Source organism: Klebsiella sp. 141162, assembly GCF_050600755.1.
GTDB classification, from domain to species: domain Bacteria; phylum Pseudomonadota; class Gammaproteobacteria; order Enterobacterales; family Enterobacteriaceae; genus Klebsiella; species Klebsiella aerogenes.
Map to the genome: position 1 here is coordinate 338,607 of NZ_JAQIRI010000002.1, position 17,657 is coordinate 356,263.

Annotated in this window: 17 protein-coding genes; 10 read left to right on the plus strand and 7 right to left on the minus strand. The window is 55.0% G+C overall.

Features of this window, described 5'->3' with window-relative positions:
* Window positions 1–48: 48 nt before the first annotated feature.
* Complete coding sequence (locus PGR23_RS09145) at window positions 49–831, plus strand: tyrosine-protein phosphatase (protein ID WP_047049100.1); 783 nt, start codon at window positions 49–51, stop codon at window positions 829–831.
* Window positions 832–1,029: 198 nt separating this feature from the next.
* A complete protein-coding gene (ldtB, locus tag PGR23_RS09150; protein ID WP_015367569.1) occupies window positions 1,030–1,944 on the plus strand; it encodes a L,D-transpeptidase in 915 nt (304 codons plus the stop codon).
* 83 nt (window positions 1,945–2,027) lie between these two features.
* Here ldtB and PGR23_RS09155 read toward each other — a convergent pair whose 3' ends face one another.
* The 5 genes from PGR23_RS09155 to mntR form a co-directional block, all read right to left on the minus strand.
* The gene (locus tag PGR23_RS09155) at window positions 2,028–2,744 is read right to left on the minus strand and encodes a GntR family transcriptional regulator (RefSeq protein ID WP_045395027.1); all 717 of its coding nucleotides are present in this window, start codon (window positions 2,742–2,744) and stop codon (window positions 2,028–2,030) included.
* Between the two features lie 60 nt (window positions 2,745–2,804).
* The gene (locus tag PGR23_RS09160) at window positions 2,805–4,181 is read right to left on the minus strand and encodes a glycoside hydrolase family 1 protein (protein ID WP_047049103.1); all 1,377 of its coding nucleotides are present in this window, start codon (window positions 4,179–4,181) and stop codon (window positions 2,805–2,807) included.
* Window positions 4,182–4,337: 156 nt separating this feature from the next.
* Window positions 4,338–5,378 carry an aldo/keto reductase gene (locus PGR23_RS09165; protein WP_396279823.1) on the minus strand — a complete coding sequence of 347 codons (1,041 nt, stop codon included), beginning with the start codon at window positions 5,376–5,378 and terminating at the stop codon, window positions 4,338–4,340.
* Window positions 5,379–5,485: 107 nt separating this feature from the next.
* Window positions 5,486–6,598: an anion transporter gene (locus PGR23_RS09170; protein WP_045395033.1), complete on the minus strand. Its 1,113-nt coding sequence runs from the start codon at window positions 6,596–6,598 to the stop codon at window positions 5,486–5,488.
* The gene (mntR, locus tag PGR23_RS09175; protein ID WP_015367574.1) at window positions 6,595–7,062 is read right to left on the minus strand and encodes a manganese-binding transcriptional regulator MntR; all 468 of its coding nucleotides are present in this window, start codon (window positions 7,060–7,062) and stop codon (window positions 6,595–6,597) included. The genes PGR23_RS09170 and mntR overlap by 4 nt, the downstream gene beginning before the upstream one ends.
* A gap of 186 nt (window positions 7,063–7,248) precedes the next feature.
* Between mntR and mntS the strand changes: the two genes are divergently transcribed.
* Both mntS and PGR23_RS09185 read left to right on the plus strand, forming a co-directional pair.
* A complete protein-coding gene (mntS, locus tag PGR23_RS09180) occupies window positions 7,249–7,374 on the plus strand; it encodes a manganase accumulation protein MntS (RefSeq protein WP_045395034.1) in 126 nt (41 codons plus the stop codon).
* 268 nt (window positions 7,375–7,642) lie between these two features.
* Window positions 7,643–9,220 (plus strand): phosphoethanolamine transferase, encoded by a 1,578-nt coding sequence (locus tag PGR23_RS09185; protein ID WP_047049108.1) that lies wholly within the window; start codon window positions 7,643–7,645, stop codon window positions 9,218–9,220.
* Between the two features lie 69 nt (window positions 9,221–9,289).
* Here the strand turns inward: PGR23_RS09185 and ompX are convergent, their stop codons facing one another.
* Complete coding sequence (ompX, locus tag PGR23_RS09190) at window positions 9,290–9,805, minus strand: outer membrane protein OmpX (protein ID WP_015367577.1); 516 nt, start codon at window positions 9,803–9,805, stop codon at window positions 9,290–9,292.
* Between the two features lie 352 nt (window positions 9,806–10,157).
* Between ompX and rhtA the strand changes: the two genes are divergently transcribed.
* The 6 genes from rhtA (at window position 10,158) to ybiO (ending at window position 16,738) form a co-directional block, all read left to right on the plus strand.
* Window positions 10,158–11,045 carry a threonine/homoserine exporter RhtA gene (gene rhtA, locus PGR23_RS09195; RefSeq protein ID WP_045364611.1) on the plus strand — a complete coding sequence of 296 codons (888 nt, stop codon included), beginning with the start codon at window positions 10,158–10,160 and terminating at the stop codon, window positions 11,043–11,045.
* 238 nt (window positions 11,046–11,283) lie between these two features.
* Window positions 11,284–11,787: a DNA starvation/stationary phase protection protein Dps gene (gene dps, locus PGR23_RS09200; RefSeq protein WP_015367579.1), complete on the plus strand. Its 504-nt coding sequence runs from the start codon at window positions 11,284–11,286 to the stop codon at window positions 11,785–11,787.
* 390 nt (window positions 11,788–12,177) lie between these two features.
* Complete coding sequence (glnH, locus tag PGR23_RS09205) at window positions 12,178–12,924, plus strand: glutamine ABC transporter substrate-binding protein GlnH (protein ID WP_015367580.1); 747 nt, start codon at window positions 12,178–12,180, stop codon at window positions 12,922–12,924.
* Between the two features lie 125 nt (window positions 12,925–13,049).
* Entirely contained in the window at window positions 13,050–13,709 is a 660-nt protein-coding gene (glnP, locus tag PGR23_RS09210; protein ID WP_045364618.1) for a glutamine ABC transporter permease GlnP, read from the plus strand.
* Entirely contained in the window at window positions 13,706–14,428 is a 723-nt protein-coding gene (glnQ, locus tag PGR23_RS09215; RefSeq protein WP_045395036.1) for a glutamine ABC transporter ATP-binding protein GlnQ, read from the plus strand. The genes glnP and glnQ overlap by 4 nt, the downstream gene beginning before the upstream one ends.
* A 111-nt stretch (window positions 14,429–14,539) precedes the next feature.
* Window positions 14,540–16,738 (plus strand): mechanosensitive channel protein, encoded by a 2,199-nt coding sequence (ybiO, locus tag PGR23_RS09220; protein WP_396279824.1) that lies wholly within the window; start codon window positions 14,540–14,542, stop codon window positions 16,736–16,738.
* On the opposite strand, the gene rlmF is transcribed toward ybiO, so the two are convergent.
* Complete coding sequence (gene rlmF / locus PGR23_RS09225) at window positions 16,735–17,649, minus strand: 23S rRNA (adenine(1618)-N(6))-methyltransferase RlmF (protein WP_015704819.1); 915 nt, start codon at window positions 17,647–17,649, stop codon at window positions 16,735–16,737. The two genes, ybiO and rlmF, sit on opposite strands and share 4 nt — an antisense overlap.
* Window positions 17,650–17,657: the final 8 nt, after the last annotated feature.

Here is a 17,657-nt window from a genome sequence, read left to right on the forward strand (position 1 = left end):
TGACCGATTGCTAAGACATAATAATTATCCGCAATTCAGAGGGAATTTATGACCACCCGCACCAGCCATCCTGCATTTATCTCGCTTCAAGGCGGCATCAACTTTCGCGATCTCGGCGGTCAACGCGCGGCCGATGGCCGGCGCGTACGTTCTGGCAAACTGCTGCGCTCGGGTTCGCTGCACAACATGACGCCGGAGGATCTCAATCATCTCAGCGCTATTCCGCTGAGCCGGGTGCTGGATTATCGCGATCCGACAGAGGTCAATCGCAGCCCTGACCGGCTAAATAGCGAAGCCTTCTACCTCAACGCTCCGGCCAATCCGCTTTCCAGCAGCGTCAATGCGAAAGTCACCGAGTTTAACGCCGCGACCCTCAACACCATGGACGGCGAGCAGTTTATGCTACAGCTCTACCGTCAATTGCCGTTTGATAACGCCGCCTATCGCCAGTTGACTCAGTGGTTGATGGAACCTTTCGACGGCGCGCTACTGCAGCACTGCGCGGTTGGTAAAGACCGTACCGGCGTCGGCTGCGCCCTGACGCTGTTCGCGCTCGGCTGCGATAGCAATACGGTCATGGAAGAGTATCTGCTGACCCAGGGGATGCTGGCGCAGGTCGAAGGATTCCTGCTCGACACCTTCGGCGAAGGCCTTAATGATAACGGACGTAAAAATCTCGCCGCCATCATGACCGTCCAGGAGTCGTATCTGGCGACCGCGTTGTCCAGCATTGAACAACGTTACGGTCATGTCGACCGATGGCTGGAGCAGGAATATCGCCTGACGCCGCAGGCGCGCGAAGCGTTACAGTCGCGGCTGCTGGAAGATTAATCCACGTTTCGATAACCAGACAATTCGCCGTGAAAGCGGCGCGTTGCGCACTACACTAGTAGCAACAGGAAAAAATTGTGATTTCGTACACATCTGATTTACCTGTTTATCGGAAAGCACATATAATGCGCTCCCATCTACTATCTGAATATCTAACAAGGCCCGTGTGGCGTTGACACCGCGCACGACATGAAGAATATGAAATTATCGACACTCTTAGCGGCAGCCTTCGCCATCGTGGGCTTTTGCAACACAGCTTCAGCTGTTACCTATCCTCTGCCGACCGACGGCAGCCGTCTGATTGGCCAGAACCAGGTCATTACTATTCCAGACGATAATAAACAGCCGTTGGAATATTTCGCTGCCAAATACCAGATGGGTCTGTCCAACATGCTGGAAGCGAACCCGGGCGTGGATACCTACCTGCCGAAAGGCGGCACCGTGCTGAATATTCCGCAACAGCTGATTCTGCCGGACACCGTGCATGAAGGTATCGTCATCAACAGCGCCGAGATGCGTCTGTACTACTACCCGAAAGGCACCAATACCGTGATCGTACTGCCGATCGGTATCGGCCAGTTGGGCAAAGATACGCCGATCAACTGGACGACCAAAGTTGAACGTAAGAAAGCGGGCCCGACCTGGACCCCGACGGCGAAAATGCACGCCGAATACGCCGCGGAAGGCAACCCGCTGCCGGCAGTCGTGCCAGCAGGCCCGGATAACCCGATGGGCCTGTACGCGCTGTATATCGGTCGTCTGTACGCTATCCACGGTACCAACGCCAACTTTGGTATCGGCCTGCGCGTGAGCCACGGCTGCGTGCGTCTGCGTAACGAAGACATCAAATTCCTGTTTGAGAACGTGCCGGTCGGCACCCGCGTGCAGTTTATCGATGAGCCAGTGAAAGCCACGACCGAACCGGATGGCAGCCGCTACGTCGAAGTACACAACCCGCTGTCGACCACCGAAGCGCAGTTCAAAGGCGGCGAAATCGTGCCTATCAGCCTGACTCAGGCCGTGCAGTCGGTGACCAGCCAGCCTGACGTTGACCAGAGCGTAATGGATCAGGCGATCCAGAACCGTTCAGGGATGCCGGTGCGCCTGAACTAATTTCAGCTAGCACATGAAAACGGCGGGCCAGGTGCCCGCCGTTTTTTTATCTGCTCGCAGCGCCAGCAGGGCAAATCTTCCCGCTAGCCGTTATTGACCAGAATGACCCCGCCATGATCGTAGCGGTAGTGGCAGTGCGCGTACTCCAGCGGCGTACCATCTTCCAGATAAATCACCTGCTCAACCTCCAGCACCGGATCGGTCGGCTCGCAGTTAAGATGTAATTTATCCAGATCATCCGGCTTCTTCGCCCGCACCACCCGATAAGACCCCATCAGCTTCAGCCCCAGCGTCTCCTGCACGTAACGAAACACCGAACTCTGCAGATGGCTTTTATTGAGCCCCGGCACCAGCGCCACCGGCATTACCGTAAGATCCAGCGAGACCGGCTCGCCGTTAAGCAACCGCAGGCGGACGAAGTCATACACCGGCGCATCGGCGTCGATCAGCAGCGAACTTTGCTCCTTCTCGCTGGGAAAACGCAGCTCAAAGCGCAGCACTTCGCTTTGCACCTCGCCAAGATGCTCCCAGGTTTTAGTGGCGCCAAAATAGTCGCTGCCGGGCAGTTCCCACTGCGATAGCTGGAGGAAATTTTTCCGTACAAAGGTACCCTGACCTTTGCGGGTGTAGATAAGACCCTCGACAATCAGCTGACGCATTGCCTGCTGGATGGTCATCCGGCTGGTATTGAACTCTGCCGCCAGCGCAAACTGGTCGGGTAACGGCGCGCTGGCAGGATACTGCTGGCTAATGATCCGCTTTTTTATTTCCCGCGCGATATTAAGATACTTCGCCGTCATTCTCCGATCCTTTAACATTTTGTGAATGGCTGGCGGGCGGCATACACCGCCCGCTCGCCGTTACATCTCTTCGCCATTACTGTGGATAACCCGCTTCAGCCACGCATAGCTTTTCTTAGGTACCCGCTTGAGATCCTTAAGATCGTGGTTTTCACGATTGACGTACACCACGCCGTAGCGTTTACGCATGTCGCCCTGCGAGCTAAGAATATCGATTAATCCCCAGCCGAGATAGCCTATTACCTGCGCCCCGTCTTCAAACATTGCCGCTTTCATGGCGTTAATATGATCACGGTGATAGGCAATACGATAATCATCGGCGACCGGGTTTTCGCCGTCCCAGGATTCGATTACCCCGATACCGTTTTCAATCGGGAAGACCGGTAGCCGCCAGTCATTGTAATAGCGGGTAATGATCATGCGGAATCCCAGCGGATCGATCTGCCAGTTCCATTCCGTCGCTTTCAGGTACGGATTGTCCTGGTTGCCGAATAACATGTAGTTGTTCACCGCCGTACCCGGCGGAATCGCGTCGCTATTGAGCGCGCGGCTGGCGTAGTAGCTGAATGCCAGATAGTCGACCTTCACCGTCGCCATCAGCGCGATATCTTCAGGGCGATAGATATCGTCAAAGCCTTCACGGGCGACAAAATGCATCACTTCCGGGCTATAACCCTCGCCCGCGTAGGCGCGCAGCAGGTTCTGGTTTAAAAACTCGTCCAGTTGCTGGGCGCACAGAATATCGCGCGGCTTACAGGTCGCCGGATAGACCAGCGCATGGGCCAGCATTCCGCCCATCAGACACTGCGGTTTGGCCTGATGGAGATAGTCGGTGAGATGGACGTGGGCCATCATCACGTGGTGCTGGATCTGGTAAAGCTCGCGCAGCGTTTTATCGCCACGCAGATAGCCGGTGATCAGAAAAGCCTCCGGCGAATGGTAAAGATTCTGTTCGTTGAAGGTCAGCCAGTACTTCACCTTATCGCCGTAGCAGTCGATCATCTTCTGACCGTAGCGGATAAAGGCGTCCATTACCCGGCGGTCGGTAAAACCGTTGTAGCGCTCCGCCAGCGACAAGGGCATATCGAAGTGATAGAGGCAGATCATTGGTTCAATACCGCGGGCAATGAGCTCATCAATAAACTGATGGTAGAACGCAATCCCCTCTTCATTGAACTCGCCATCACCCTGCGGGCAGACGCGGCTCCAGGCTATCTGGAAGCGATAGCAGTTCATGCCCAGATCCTGCATTAAATCGAAATCTTCGCGGAAGCGATGGTAAGAGTCGGTCGCCACCTTCCAGTCCGAGGCGAACTCCGACGGTTCACGGATATCGTACACCGACATCCCTTTCCCCCCTTCATTCCACGCTCCTTCGGTCTGCATGCTGGAGACCGAATTGCCCCATAAAAAATCGGCCGGTAGTTTGTCTTTCATGGTTCGCCTCTGTATATGACTAGTCATTTAAAAGTTATGACTAGTCATATACAGAAAAACCACCGCCGAAGCAAAAGCAGGATCGTTTTCTGTGAGCCATACAAACAAAAAAGATCGCCGCAAGCGGCGATCTTTATAAGCACGGAAAAAACGGCGTTACTGCGCGTCAAGCTGCTTACGGCGATATTCCCCCTGGCGCTCCAGCATCCAACCCGGATACTCGCGCGGCAGCGCGCTGACCGCGTCAAGCTGGCGTAACTCATCTTCACTCAGGCGAATAGCGGTGGCCGCAATATTATCCTGCAACTGTTCGGCCCGTTTGGCGCCAATAATAACGCTGGTAACCGCCGGCTGATGCAGCAGCCACGCCAGCGCAATCTGCGCCACCGACACCCCTTTCGCTTCGGCTATCACCTGCATGACATCAATGCAGTCAAAGGCGCGATCTTTATTCACCGGCGGGAAGTCAAACTCCAGGCGACGACCGCCCGCTTCCGCCTGCCCATCGCGGCGATATTTACCGCTCAGCAGACCGCCCGCCAGCGGGCTCCAGACCATCAGGCCGAGACCTTCGCTTTGCATCATCGGCACCAGTTCGCGCTCCAGGTCACGCCCGGCAATCGTGTAGTAAGCCTGCAGAGAAGCAAAGCGCGAGAGCCCAAGGCGTTCCGCGATGCCCAGCGCTTTGGCGATTTGCCAGGCCGCCCAGTTAGAAACGCCGATGTAGCGCAAGTGCCCCTGCTGCACCAGCGTATCCAGCGCCGACAGCGTCTCTTCGATAGGCGTCGCCGGATCGAAGCCGTGCAATTGGTAGAGATCGATATGATCGAGCTGCAGGCGGCGCAGGCTCTCTTTCACGCTGCCCATGATGTGATAGCGGGAGCTGCCGCGCGAGTTCACCCCGGCGGTGCCGGTTTCGCCGAACACTTTGGTCGCCACCACCACGTTTTCACGCGGTATCTTCAGGTTCTTTAACGCCTGGCCGGTGATCTCCTCCGAGCGTCCTTCTGAATAGACGTTGGCGGTATCGATGAAGTTGATGCCCGCATCCAGCGCGCTCCCCACCAGCTGTTCGGCTTCCGCCTGGCGCAACTGGCCGATTTTTCCCCACATCCCCTCTTCGCCGCCGAAGGTCATGGTGCCAAGGCACAGCTCAGAGACAAACAGGCCGGTATTTCCCAGTTTTTGATAACGCATAGCAGTGTCCTCATTCGGATGATTAACGTCAGCCAGATAGTTATAGCCCGAGCGTCGTCATCGCGAATGGGGTGTTCCTGCCCGTTTCTTGCCCAATCCTCTGAAAATCAGCGCCACAGCGCGAGCAAGGCGTAACCGGTGAGCGCCGCCCAGATCAGCAGCGGAATGGAATAAAGATGAAAGCGCCACCAGATCCGGCGGTCGCCGGCCATCCGCAGCGCAATCAGATTCGCCAGCGATCCGGGCAGCAGGCCAAAGCCGCCGACGTTCACCGCCCAGGCTAATAACATCGTTGGCGGCACGTAGTTGAGCAGCAAAATAGTCGACGGCACGTTGCTGATAAACTGCGACAGTCCGATTGCCGTCAGCCACAGCCCGCCGGGAGAGAGCTGGCCGACGCCGTTCAGCCACTGCTGCAGCACCGGCAGCTGCGTCAGCAGGTGAACGTCGATAAACATCGCCATAAACACCAGCAACAGCGACCAATCGACGTTGATAATCACCGCTCGCGCCAGCAACAGGAATCCGACGGCAATGAGCGCCAGCCCCCACAGCTCCTGTTTCATCTCCAGCGCCGCCAGAAAGACAAGGTAGAAAGCAAGACAGCTCCACACCAGCTTCGGCCGCCACTCCGGCGCTTTGTCGCTACTTTGATAATTGAGCCGCGCGGCGGGGAAACAGCACCAGCATAGCACCAGCAGGGTAAGCATCATCGCCGCCGCCAGCGGCAGCATCTGGCCGATAAAAGCGAGGAAAGACAGCCCGGAGCGCCCCCACAGTAAGATATTCTGCGGATTGCCGATGGGTGTTAATAAAGAGCCGGCGTTAACCGCCAGCGCTTCAAAAATTATCAGCCGGTTGACCGGGATGGCGCACCATTTTTTTAGCGTCAAGGTGAGCGGAACGACAATGAACAGGGCGACGTCGTTGGTCAGAAAGGTGGAAAGTAGCGCGGCAGCCAGCACCATAAAGATGGCCAGCTGGCGTTCGGTGACGAAACGGCGCGCCATTTTGCGCCCCAGCACATCAAAATAACCGCTCAGTTCAATCCCTTTGGTCAGCAGCATTAGTCCGCTGAGAGTAATAATAGTGTGCCAGTCGATAGCCTGTCCCCAGCGCTGAGGCGCGAAAGGAACGAACAGGCTAAGGATAACGGCGATAAGTAACAAAAGATGCAGGAAACGGTCACGGGCAAGCGACTGCACAAAAGGGAGATTCATTCTGCGTGTAATCTCTGGGTAAACAGCTTGAATTGCGCCAGCGTTTCTTCGCTAACGTGGTGTTCCATTCCTTCCGCATCGCGGCGGGCAATCTCCGGACTCACGCCAATCGCCAGCAGAAAGTTTTCCACAATCTGATGACGCTCGCGGCTTTCATGGGCCAGCTTCTCCCCCTCCGGGGTTAAGAAGATCCCGCGCCAGGGGATCTGTTCGATCAAGCCGACGCTCGCCAGACGTTTAAGCATTTTCGCCACCGTCGGCTGCGAAACGCCAAGACGCGCAGCCATATCCACCTGGCGCGCCTCGCCCACTTCGTTAATCAGATCGGAAATCAGCTCCACATAGTCATCAATCAGCTCGCGGCGATGCGCTTCGCGCACCTGACGGAACCCCTCTACGTGTTCTTCGACATTAACCAGCTGCGTCACTTTTTTAGTTATGGGCTTACCTGCGCGACGGTTCATTGTGCTTCCTCGTTGGTGTGACGCATCAAGCATCATATAAAAGGATCCACATTGTAATGGATTGCGCCCATAGCACAAAAAATTAACGTTTTAGCCATAGCTATAAAATATAGCCTGTGCTATATCTGTATGTAATGCAAACAGCCATCACGGATTTGACGGCGCGAAAAGGCAGGAGGAATAACCATGAACGAATTCAAGAGGTGCTTAAACGTGTTTAGCCATTCACCCTTCAAAGTACGCTTAATGCTGATCGGCATGCTGTGCGATATGATCAACGGCAAACCGCAGCAGGACAAACCTAAACATTAACGCGGCGTCGCGGTACGCCGCTTCATTTTTTTGTCATCTTTCCCCGCTAACCTATCTGGTTACCTCGCCTTTCAGCGCTTTTTTCAAGTTTTGTAAGCTTTCTCGCAAAACAATCTGTTATGAACAGTTGACCTTACCATTCGCAGGCCCTATCGTTTGTCAGCCCTGCCACTACTGCGGCTCGCAGAGACCCTCTTCACGCACTGTCCAGCAGGTTTTACCCCCTTGATGCCAGGGGACGAACATGGCGTCTTGTTGATTACGAATTATGAATGTCACTCTGAAAGAAACGCTGGCCGCCCGCAGACTGGCCCTGAACCCGTGGACAGGATTCTACTTTTTACAGTCGCTGTTGATTAATCTGGCGCTTGGGTATGAATTTAGCTTGCTCTATACCGTTGCGTTTACCTGCGTACTCCATCTGCTTTGGCGCACCTTCCCGCGCGTTCAAAAAGGGGTAGTTGGCCTCTTTTCCCTGCTGGCCGCGATGTACTATCCCTTCGGCCAGGCTTACGGCGCGCCAAACTTCAATACGCTGCTGGCGCTGCACGCCACGAATGTTGAAGAGTCGACGGAAATTCTCACTATTTTCCCGTGGTACAACTATTTGCTGGCGGTATTCATCTTCGCTCTCGGCGTCATTGCCGTACGGCGCAAACCGCAGCCGCCCGCGCGCCTTGGCAAAGTGGAATATCTGGGACTGCTGTTTAGCATCGGCATCTTTTTCCTGCAGCCTGTGCAGAATCTGGCCTGGGGCGGCGTCTTTAAAGTCATTGATAGCGGTTATCCCGCCGTGCGCTTCGTAAAAGACGTGATCGTTAATAACAACGAAGTGCTGGATGAACAGGCGCGGATGGCGCAGTTGGCTAACATGAAAGATAGCTGGCACGTGCTGGCGGTGAAGCCGAAGTACCATCTCTATGTCGTGGTGATTGGCGAGAGCGCGCGCCGCGATGCGCTTGGCGCGTTCGGTGGCCACTGGGACAACACGCCGTTCGCCAGCTCGGTCAACGGCTATCTGTTTAAAAACTACGTGGCCGCCAGCGGCTCCACGCAGAAATCGCTTGGCCTGACCCTCAACCGGGTGGTTGACGGTAAACCCCAGTATCAGGACAACTTCGTCACCCTCGCCAACCGCGCGGGCTTCCAGACCTGGTGGTTCTCCAATCAGGGACAAATTGGTGAATACGACACCGCTATCGCTAGCATCGCCAAACGTGCCGATGAGGTGCAGTTCCTGAAAAACGGTGATTTTGAAGCCAATAAAAATACTCAGGATGAGCAACTGCTGAAACTGACCGAGCAAGTCTTATCAGTCGAGCGCAGCCAGCCGCAGCTGATCGTATTGCATATCATGGGCTCGCACCCGCAGGCCTGCGATCGTACCAAAGGCAAATACACCACCTTTGTGCAGTCAAAGGAGACCTCATGCTATCTCTACAGCGTGACGCAAACCGACGCGCTGTTGGCGAAGCTCTACGGTCAGCTGCAGAATTCCGGCAGCACTTTCTCGCTCACCTATTTTTCCGATCACGGTCTGGCGTTTAAAGAGCGCGGTAAAGCGGTGCAATATCTCGCCCATGATGACAAATATCAACAGAACTTCCAGGTGCCGTTTATGGTGCTCTCCAGCGACGATAAAGCGCATAAGATGATTAAAGCCCGCCGCTCGGCGAATGATTTTCTCAGCTTCTTCGCGCAGTGGACCGGGATCAGCGCGCAGGAAATTACCCCGCGCTATCGCTTTATCTCAGAACAGAAAGCCGGACCGGTGTATATCACCAATTTCCAGTTACAGAAGGTGGACTACAACCATCTGGGCAGCGACGAGTTTACCGTCAACTAAACGGCATCGCCGAATCACAGGCAAAAAAAATCCGCCCCTTGAGGCGGATTTTTTATATCACCGAAGTGATTAGAAGCGGTAACCTACACCGGCAATCCAGGTGCCGACGTCAACGTTACGAATACGAGACTGCTCGTAGGAGAAGTCCAGGGCAACGTTTTCGATCGGGTTGAACTGCATACCAGCGCCGTAAGAGAAACCGTAGTCGCTCATGTCGGATTTCTGGTTCGGGAAGTTGTTGTTCTGGAATTTACCGTAGCCAACACCGATTACGCCGTAGATGCTCGCCCAGTCGTTCAGACGGTAAGCCGGACCAGCGGTGATGCCGTAGTACTGACCTTTGTTGTAAGTACCGTTGCTGGTGTTGTCTTTTTCGGTGTAGGTGAAGGAACCGATAACGCCCAGCGGGTTGTTATCTTGCTCGTAACGGTACTTAAGGTTGAAACCGCCTGCTTTGTTGGCTTTACCCTGCATGTCGCTCTGAGCGTAACCACCGGTAACGGTAGAAGTTGCAGCGAAAGCAGTAGTACCTACGGATGCAGCCAGAACAACGGCCAGTGCTGAAAGACGTGCAATTTTATTCATAACCACCTCAAATGTGTTTCTAATAAGTCCTAAGTCTTAAATATATCAAAAACTTTTGGGAAACTCTTTTGACTTTACATTGTCTAACATACTTTTTCATGTAAGCAAAAGTTTCCACGATTTCGTAACAATCTGGAAATCAAACACTTTTCGCGCAAAAAGTGCTTAACGATTGCCAGCAGCAAACGCTGCGCATCCAGATTATTCTTAGCCGTGAGGGCATTCCCCTACGTATTTTACGCCATTGTACTGTTTTTCCACCCTCTTTTTTCAACAATCGCTAAACCGTTAAGCGGTTATTCCAGTACACTGGAACCTTTACCTCTTTTGACAAACCCTGACAGGAGAAAGGATGCCCGGCTCGTCCCGTAAAGTTCCGGCGTGGTTGCCGATACTGGTTATTTTGATCGCCATGGTCTCGATTCAGAGCGGCGCTTCGCTGGCGAAATCGCTCTTCCCGTTGATTGGCGCACCGGGCGTCACCGCTTTGCGCCTGACGCTCGGCACTTTAATTTTAGTCGTTATTTTTAAGCCGTGGCGACTACGTTTTGCCCCGCAGCAGCGGCTGCCGCTGTTCTTTTACGGCGTGGCGCTAGGGGCGATGAACTATCTCTTCTATTTATCGCTGCAGCGGATCCCGCTCGGCGTCGCGGTCGCGCTGGAGTTCACCGGGCCGCTGGCGGTGGCGCTCTTCGGTTCACGCCGCCCGCTTGATTTCGTCTGGGTGGCGCTGGCGGTGCTCGGGCTGTGGTTCCTGCTGCCGCTTGGGCAAAACGTAGGGGAAGTGGATTTAGTCGGCGCGCTGTTCGCGCTCGGCGCCGGCGCATTCTGGGCGGTCTATATTCTTACCGGCCAGCGCGCGGGTGAAGAACACGGCCCGGCGACGGTGGCCATGGGCTCGCTCATCGCGGCGGTGATTTTTGTGCCCATCGGTATCGTCCAGGCCAGCGATACGCTGCTGCAATGGTCGCTGCTGCCGCTGGGGCTTGGCATCGCCATTCTCTCCACCGCCCTGCCCTACTCGCTGGAAATGATCGCCCTGACGCGGATGCCCACCCGCACCTTCGGCACGCTGATGAGCATGGAGCCGGCGCTGGCGGCGCTGTCGGGAATGGTGTTCCTCGGCGAGACGCTGACCCTGACGCAAACTCTGGCGTTAGGGGCGATTATCATCGCCTCAATGGGTTCGACGCTGACCATGCAGCGGCAAAGCAAAATCGAGAAAGTCGATATAAATTAAGATTTTGTTACCGCACTGGCTCGCGTTCATAGCGAGCCAGCTATTTACTTTTAATTATCTGATTTTATAAATCTTTTTAAATAGCCAACAACTCTGCGCTATCGGACTGATATGGACAGCCGATGCCTCATATCCAATATCCCTTGCTATAATTAGTCCCGAAGTCATTTGGGACAAACGCTCTACATAATTCAAATTTGAAGTATGACGAGTATCAATATCAAGAGGATATGAAACTATGAGTACCGCAAAACTGGTTAAAACTAAAGCGTCTAACCTGCTCTATACCCGTAACGATGTCGCAGACAACGAGAAGAAAGCTACCGTTGAGCTGCTGAATCGCCAGGTGATCCAGTTCATCGACCTGTCGCTGATTACCAAGCAGGCCCACTGGAATATGCGCGGTGCCAACTTTATTGCCGTTCATGAAATGCTGGATGGTTTCCGCACTGCGCTCACCGATCACCTTGATACGATGGCTGAACGTGCCGTTCAACTGGGCGGCGTCGCTCTGGGCACCACTCAGGTCATCAACAGCAAAAGCCCGCTGAAAAGCTACCCGCTGGATATTCACACCGTTCAGGAACATCTGAAAGAGCTGGCCGACCGTTATGCCATCGTGGCCAATGATGTGCGTAAAGCGATCAGCGAAGCGAAGGATGAAGACACCGCCGATATCTTTACCGCGGCTTCCCGTGACCTGGATAAATTCCTGTGGTTCATCGAAGCGAATATCGAATAAATGTCCGCAGCCGTCAGCGCCCGCTGGCGGCATTTTTCATTTCTCCCACTCTTCCCCCCGTAATCGCTTAGCTCGCCCTCTTTTGGTGCAGGCGCTTGTACACAATACGTACTAAAGTAAAACAATTGTAATAATCACCTCACACAATCGTTACAGCAAGATTGTTTTCCCATCAGGGTTTGCGTTAAAAATGCTCTGGTTATTCGCTACGTTTATATTGCACCAAAATGACGCCCTGTTACGGTGCATTTGCTTTATCGGATAACCGAAATTGTGCAAACGATATGAAAGCTCCTGTTGAAAAACAATGGCTTGTAAAACTGGCACGATTTTTTCATTAGGCTACACGTTCTCGCAGGGGCTCGTCCCGTGGATAAAAAAGGAAATACTATGAAGTCTGTATTAAAAGTGTCACTGGCTGCACTGACCCTGGCTTTTGCGGTTTCGTCTCACGCCGCAGATAAAAAACTGGTAGTCGCCACCGATACGGCGTTTGTTCCGTTTGAATTTAAGCAAGGTGATAAATACGTCGGCTTCGATATTGACCTGTGGGCCGCGGTCGCCAAAGAGCTGAAACTGGACTACACCCTGAAACCAATGGACTTCAGCGGCATCATTCCCGCGCTGCAGACCAAAAACATCGATCTGGCGCTGGCGGGGATCACCATCACCGACGAGCGTAAAAAAGCAATCGACTTCTCCGACGGCTACTACAAAAGCGGCCTGCTGGTGATGGTTAACGCGAAAAACAATGACATCAAAGACGTGAAAGATCTGAACGGCAAAGTGGTCGCCGTGAAGAGCGGCACCGGCTCCGTTGATTATGCGAAAGCCAACATCAAAACCAAAGATCTGCGCCAGTTCCCGAACATTGATAACGCCTATATGGAGCTGGGCACCGGCCGCGCTGACGCGGTACTGCACGACACGCCAAACATCCTGTACTTCATTAAAACCGCCGGTCAGGGCAAGTTCAAAGCGGTAGGCGAATCGCTGGAAGCGCAAAGCTACGGTATCGCCTTCCCGAAAGGCAGCGACGAACTGCGCGAAAAAGTGAACGGTGCGCTGAAAACGCTGCGTGAAAACGGCACCTACAACGAAATTTACAAAAAATGGTTCGGTACTGAACCAAAATAATAATTAGGCCTACTTCTCGCGGCCAATCCGCCGCGGGCTCCACGGCGCCAGGGTTTCATTCCCCGGCGCCGTATTCGCAGAGGCTTTCTCTGCTTTCGACACGGTAACAGTAACAGGAACACATTATGCAGTTTGACTGGAGTGCCATCTGGCCCGCCATTCCTATTTTGCTGGAAGGCGCCAAAATGACGCTGTGGATTTCGGTCCTCGGCCTGGTTGGCGGCCTTATCATCGGTCTGGTGGCCGGTTTCGCCCGCTGTTTCGGCGGTTGGATAGCCAACCACGTCGCGCTGGTATTTATTGAAATCATCCGCGGCACGCCAATTGTGGTGCAGGTGATGTTCATCTACTTCGCGCTACCGATGGCGTTTAGCGACTTACGCATCGACCCATTCACCGCCGCGGTGGTGACCATCATGATCAACTCCGGCGCCTATATCGCGGAAATCACCCGCGGCGCGGTGCTGTCCATCCACAAAGGTTTCCGCGAAGCGGGTCTGGCGCTGGGGCTCTCCCGTCGCGAAACTATCCGCCACGTGATCCTGCCGCTGGCGCTGCGTCGTATGCTGCCGCCGCTCGGTAACCAATGGATTATCAGTATCAAAGATACGTCGCTGTTCATCGTTATCGGCGTCGCCGAACTGACCCGTCAGGGCCAGGAAATTATTGCCGGCAACTTCCGCGCGCTGGAAATCTGGAGCGCCGTCGCCGTCATTTATCTGATCATCACCCTGGTGTTGAGCTTCATTCTGCGTCGTCTTGAAAGAAGGATGAAAATCCTGTGATTGAATTTAAAAACGTTTCCAAACACTTTGGCCCGACTAAAGTGCTGCACGATATCGATCTGAAGATCGACAAAGGTGAAGTGGTCGTGATCATCGGGCCGTCCGGATCCGGTAAATCCACGCTGCTGCGCTGCATCAACAAACTGGAAGAGATCACCAGCGGCGATCTTATCGTCGATGGCCTGAAGGTGAACGACCCGAAAGTTGACGAGCGCTTAATTCGCCAGGAAGCCGGAATGGTATTCCAGCAGTTCTATCTGTTCCCGCACCTGACGGCGCTGGAGAACGTGATGTTCGGCCCGCAGCGCGTGCGCGGCGCGTCGAAGGCGGCGGCGGAAACGCTGGCGAAAGAGCTGCTGGCGAAGGTGGGTCTCGCGGAACGCGCGCACCACTATCCATCCGAACTTTCCGGCGGTCAGCAGCAGCGCGTCGCCATTGCCCGCGCGCTGGCGGTGAAACCGAAAATGATGCTGTTTGATGAGCCGACGTCGGCGCTTGACCCGGAACTGCGCCATGAAGTGCTGAAAGTCATGCAGGACCTGGCCGAAGAAGGCATGACGATGGTCATCGTAACCCACGAAATCGGCTTTGCTGAAAAAGTGGCGTCGCGGCTGATCTTCATCGATAAAGGCCGCATCGCCGAAGACGGCGACCCGCAGGTTCTGGTTAAGAACCCGCCAAGCCCGCGTCTGCGCGAGTTTTTACAGCACGTAGCCTGATGCGCCCGGCTCTCCCCGGCAAGGGGAGAGCCGCTTTCCAGATTCATCCCAACGCTCCTCCTCGTCTGACCCCTTCTATACTTAGCAGTTTGAGATGCAATGGAGGCGCCCATGCCGTGGATCCTACTGTTGCTCGCTGCGCTGTGGATTTCTCCGCTGTCGGCGGCGTCATTGCCCGGCATACCGGCGGCGACAACCGACAAAAGCACAGCCAGCGAGCCTGACCTCGAACAGAAAAAAGCCGCCTGGGCGGCATTAGCTGACGTGCTGGATAATCCGCAGTCGCGGCAGGAGTTAATCGATGAGCTGCGTAAAGCCGCCGCCACCCAGCCGCCTGCCGCCGCCCCCACGCTGACCCCGCCAGAAGTTAAAGACGAGCAAACCGTTCTGGAAAGCGTGACGGAAGTAAGTCGTCAGTATAGCGAGCGCCTGTCGTCGCGGTTTTCTCAGCTATGGCGCAATATCACCGGCTCACCGCATAAGCCTTTCCATGCCGATGCGTTTCGCAATGCCGCTGGCGACTTCCTGCTGCTGGCCGGGCTGGTATTTGCCTTCTGGTGGTTAGTACGCCTGGCGGCGCTGCCGCTGTATCGCAAAATGGGCCATTGGGGAAGGCACAAAAACCGTGAGCGCAATAACTGGCTGCAGTTACCGGCCACCATTGCTGGCGCTTTCATCATCGACCTGCTGCTGCTGGCGCTAACGCTGTTTATCGGGCAGCTGTTAAGCGATCGTTTAAACGGCGGCAACCGAACCATTGCTTTTCAACAAAGCCTGTTTCTTAACGCCTTCGCGCTGATCGAGTTTTTTAAAGCCATCCTGCGAGTGATTTTTTGCCCGCGAATCGCCGATTTACGCCCCTTCAATATCAGCAACGAACACGCAACGTACTGGAACTTACGCCTCAGCGCCTTGAGTAGCCTGATTGGTTACGGGCTGATCGTAGCGGTGCCGATTATCTCCAATCAGGTTAACGTGCAGATTGGCGCGCTGGCCAACGTCATCATAATGTTGTGCATTACGGTGTGGGCGCTGTATCTGATTTTCCACAACAAAAGCGCCATCACTCAGGGGCTTATCCATCTTGCCGACCGCTCGCTGCCCTTCTTCAGCCTGTTTATTCGCGCTTTTGCGCTGGTCTGGCACTGGCTGGCCTGCGCTTACTTTATCGTGCTGTTCTTCTTTTCGCTCTTTGACCCCGGCAACAGCCTCAAATTTATGATGGGCGCGACGCTACGTAGCCTGGCTATTGTCGGCGCCGCGGCGCTGGTATCCGGTATTTCGTCACGCTGGATAGCTAAAACCATCACCCTGTCGCCAGAAACGCAACGCCACTACCCGGAGCTGCAAAAGCGGCTCAACGGCTGGATCTCCGCCTCGCTGAAAGCCGCGCGGATCCTGACGGTATGCGTGGCGGTGATGCTGTTGCTGAGCGCCTGGGGACTGTTTGATTTTCAGCAATGGCTACACAATGATGCCGGGCAAAAAACGGTGGATGTCCTGATTCGTATCGCGCTAATCCTGTTCTTCTCCGCCGTCGGCTGGACCCTACTGGCAAGCCTGATTGAGAATCGCCTGTCATCGGACATTCATGGACGCCCGCTGCCCAGCGCTCGCGCCAGAACGCTGCTGACGCTGTTTCGCAACGCGCTGGCGGTGGTCATCACCACCATAACGATAATGATCTTATTGTCGGAAGTCGGGGTGAACATCGCGCCGCTGCTGGCGGGCGCCGGGGCGTTAGGGTTGGCCATCTCTTTCGGCGCCCAAACGCTGGTCAAAGATATTATTACCGGCATCTTTATCCAGTTTGAGAACGGGATGAACACCGGCGATCTGGTGACCATCGGGCCATTAACCGGCACGGTGGAACGGATGTCGATCCGCTCGGTGGGCGTGCGCCAGGATACCGGGGCGTACCATATTATTCCCTGGTCTTCGATAACCACCTTCGCCAACTTTGTGCGCGGGATCGGTTCGGTGGTCGCCAACTATGATGTCGACAGGCAGGAGGACCTGGATAAAGCCAATCAGGCACTGAAGGCGGCGGTAGACGATCTGATGGCGCAGGAGGAGATCCGCGGGCTGATTATTGGCGAACCGTCGTTCGCCGGGCTGGTAGGGCTGAGCAATACCGCGTTTACCTTACGCGTCAGCTTTACGACGCTGCCGCTGAAGCAGTGGACGGTACGCTTTGCCCTCGATACCCAGGTGAAGCAGCATTTCGACCGCGCCGGCGTGCGCGCGCCGGTACAAACCTGGCAGGTATTGCCGCCGCCGGGCAACGCAAACCCGGCGGCAGAGACTTAAAATGGACGGCGGCGCTTTGCGTCGTCCATAAAACTCCAGGCGATAAAGCGGCTCTGTTTCTGCCCCTGCGCCATCTCTTTTTTCACCACTTTCACCGCGCCGACTTCGGTCAGCAGGCGATACAGCGGCGGCAAATTATCGCCGCGGGAGACCAGCGAGGTAAACCATTTAACCTGGCGGCCGAACTGCTGGCTTTCGCGGATCATTTGCGAAATAAAGGCCACTTCGCCGCCTTCACACCATAGTTCCTGCTGCTGGCCGCCAAAGTTCAGTACGCTATCTTCCCCCAGCCCCAGATTACGGCGTTTACGCTCGCCGCCGGCACGCGCGCTGGCGGCGGAGTCGTGGAATGGCGGGTTGCAGAGGGTCGCATCATAGGTTTCATTCTTATGAATAATCCCGGTAAAGATTGCCTGACCCTCTTTCTGACGACGCAGACGAATTTGCCGCGTCAGTCCTGGGTTGCCGTTAATAATCGCCTGGGCGCTGGCAAAGGCCTGCGGATTCACTTCACTACCGGTGAAGCGCCAGCCGTATTCATGCGCGCCAATCAGCGGATAGATGCAGTTCGCGCCGGTACCGATATCGAGAATGGTGGCATTTTTCGGGATCTCGCCGCTATCCTGCGCCAGCAGGTCGGCCAGATGGTGGATGTAGTCCGCGCGTCCCGGCACCGGCGGGCACAAGAAGCCGTCAGGAATATCCCAGTGTTTTACCGCGTAAAAGTGCGCCAGCAGCGCCTTATTCAGCGCCTTCACCGCCAATGGGTTAGCAAAATCAATGGTTTGTTCACCGGCCGGATTCAGGGTGATGTAGCTTTGTAGCTCGGGATGAGTCTGGCACAACGCTGGCAAATCATAGCGTTGGTGATGGCGGTTACGCGGGTGCAACCCCGGCTTTTCGGCTTTCATGGCAATCT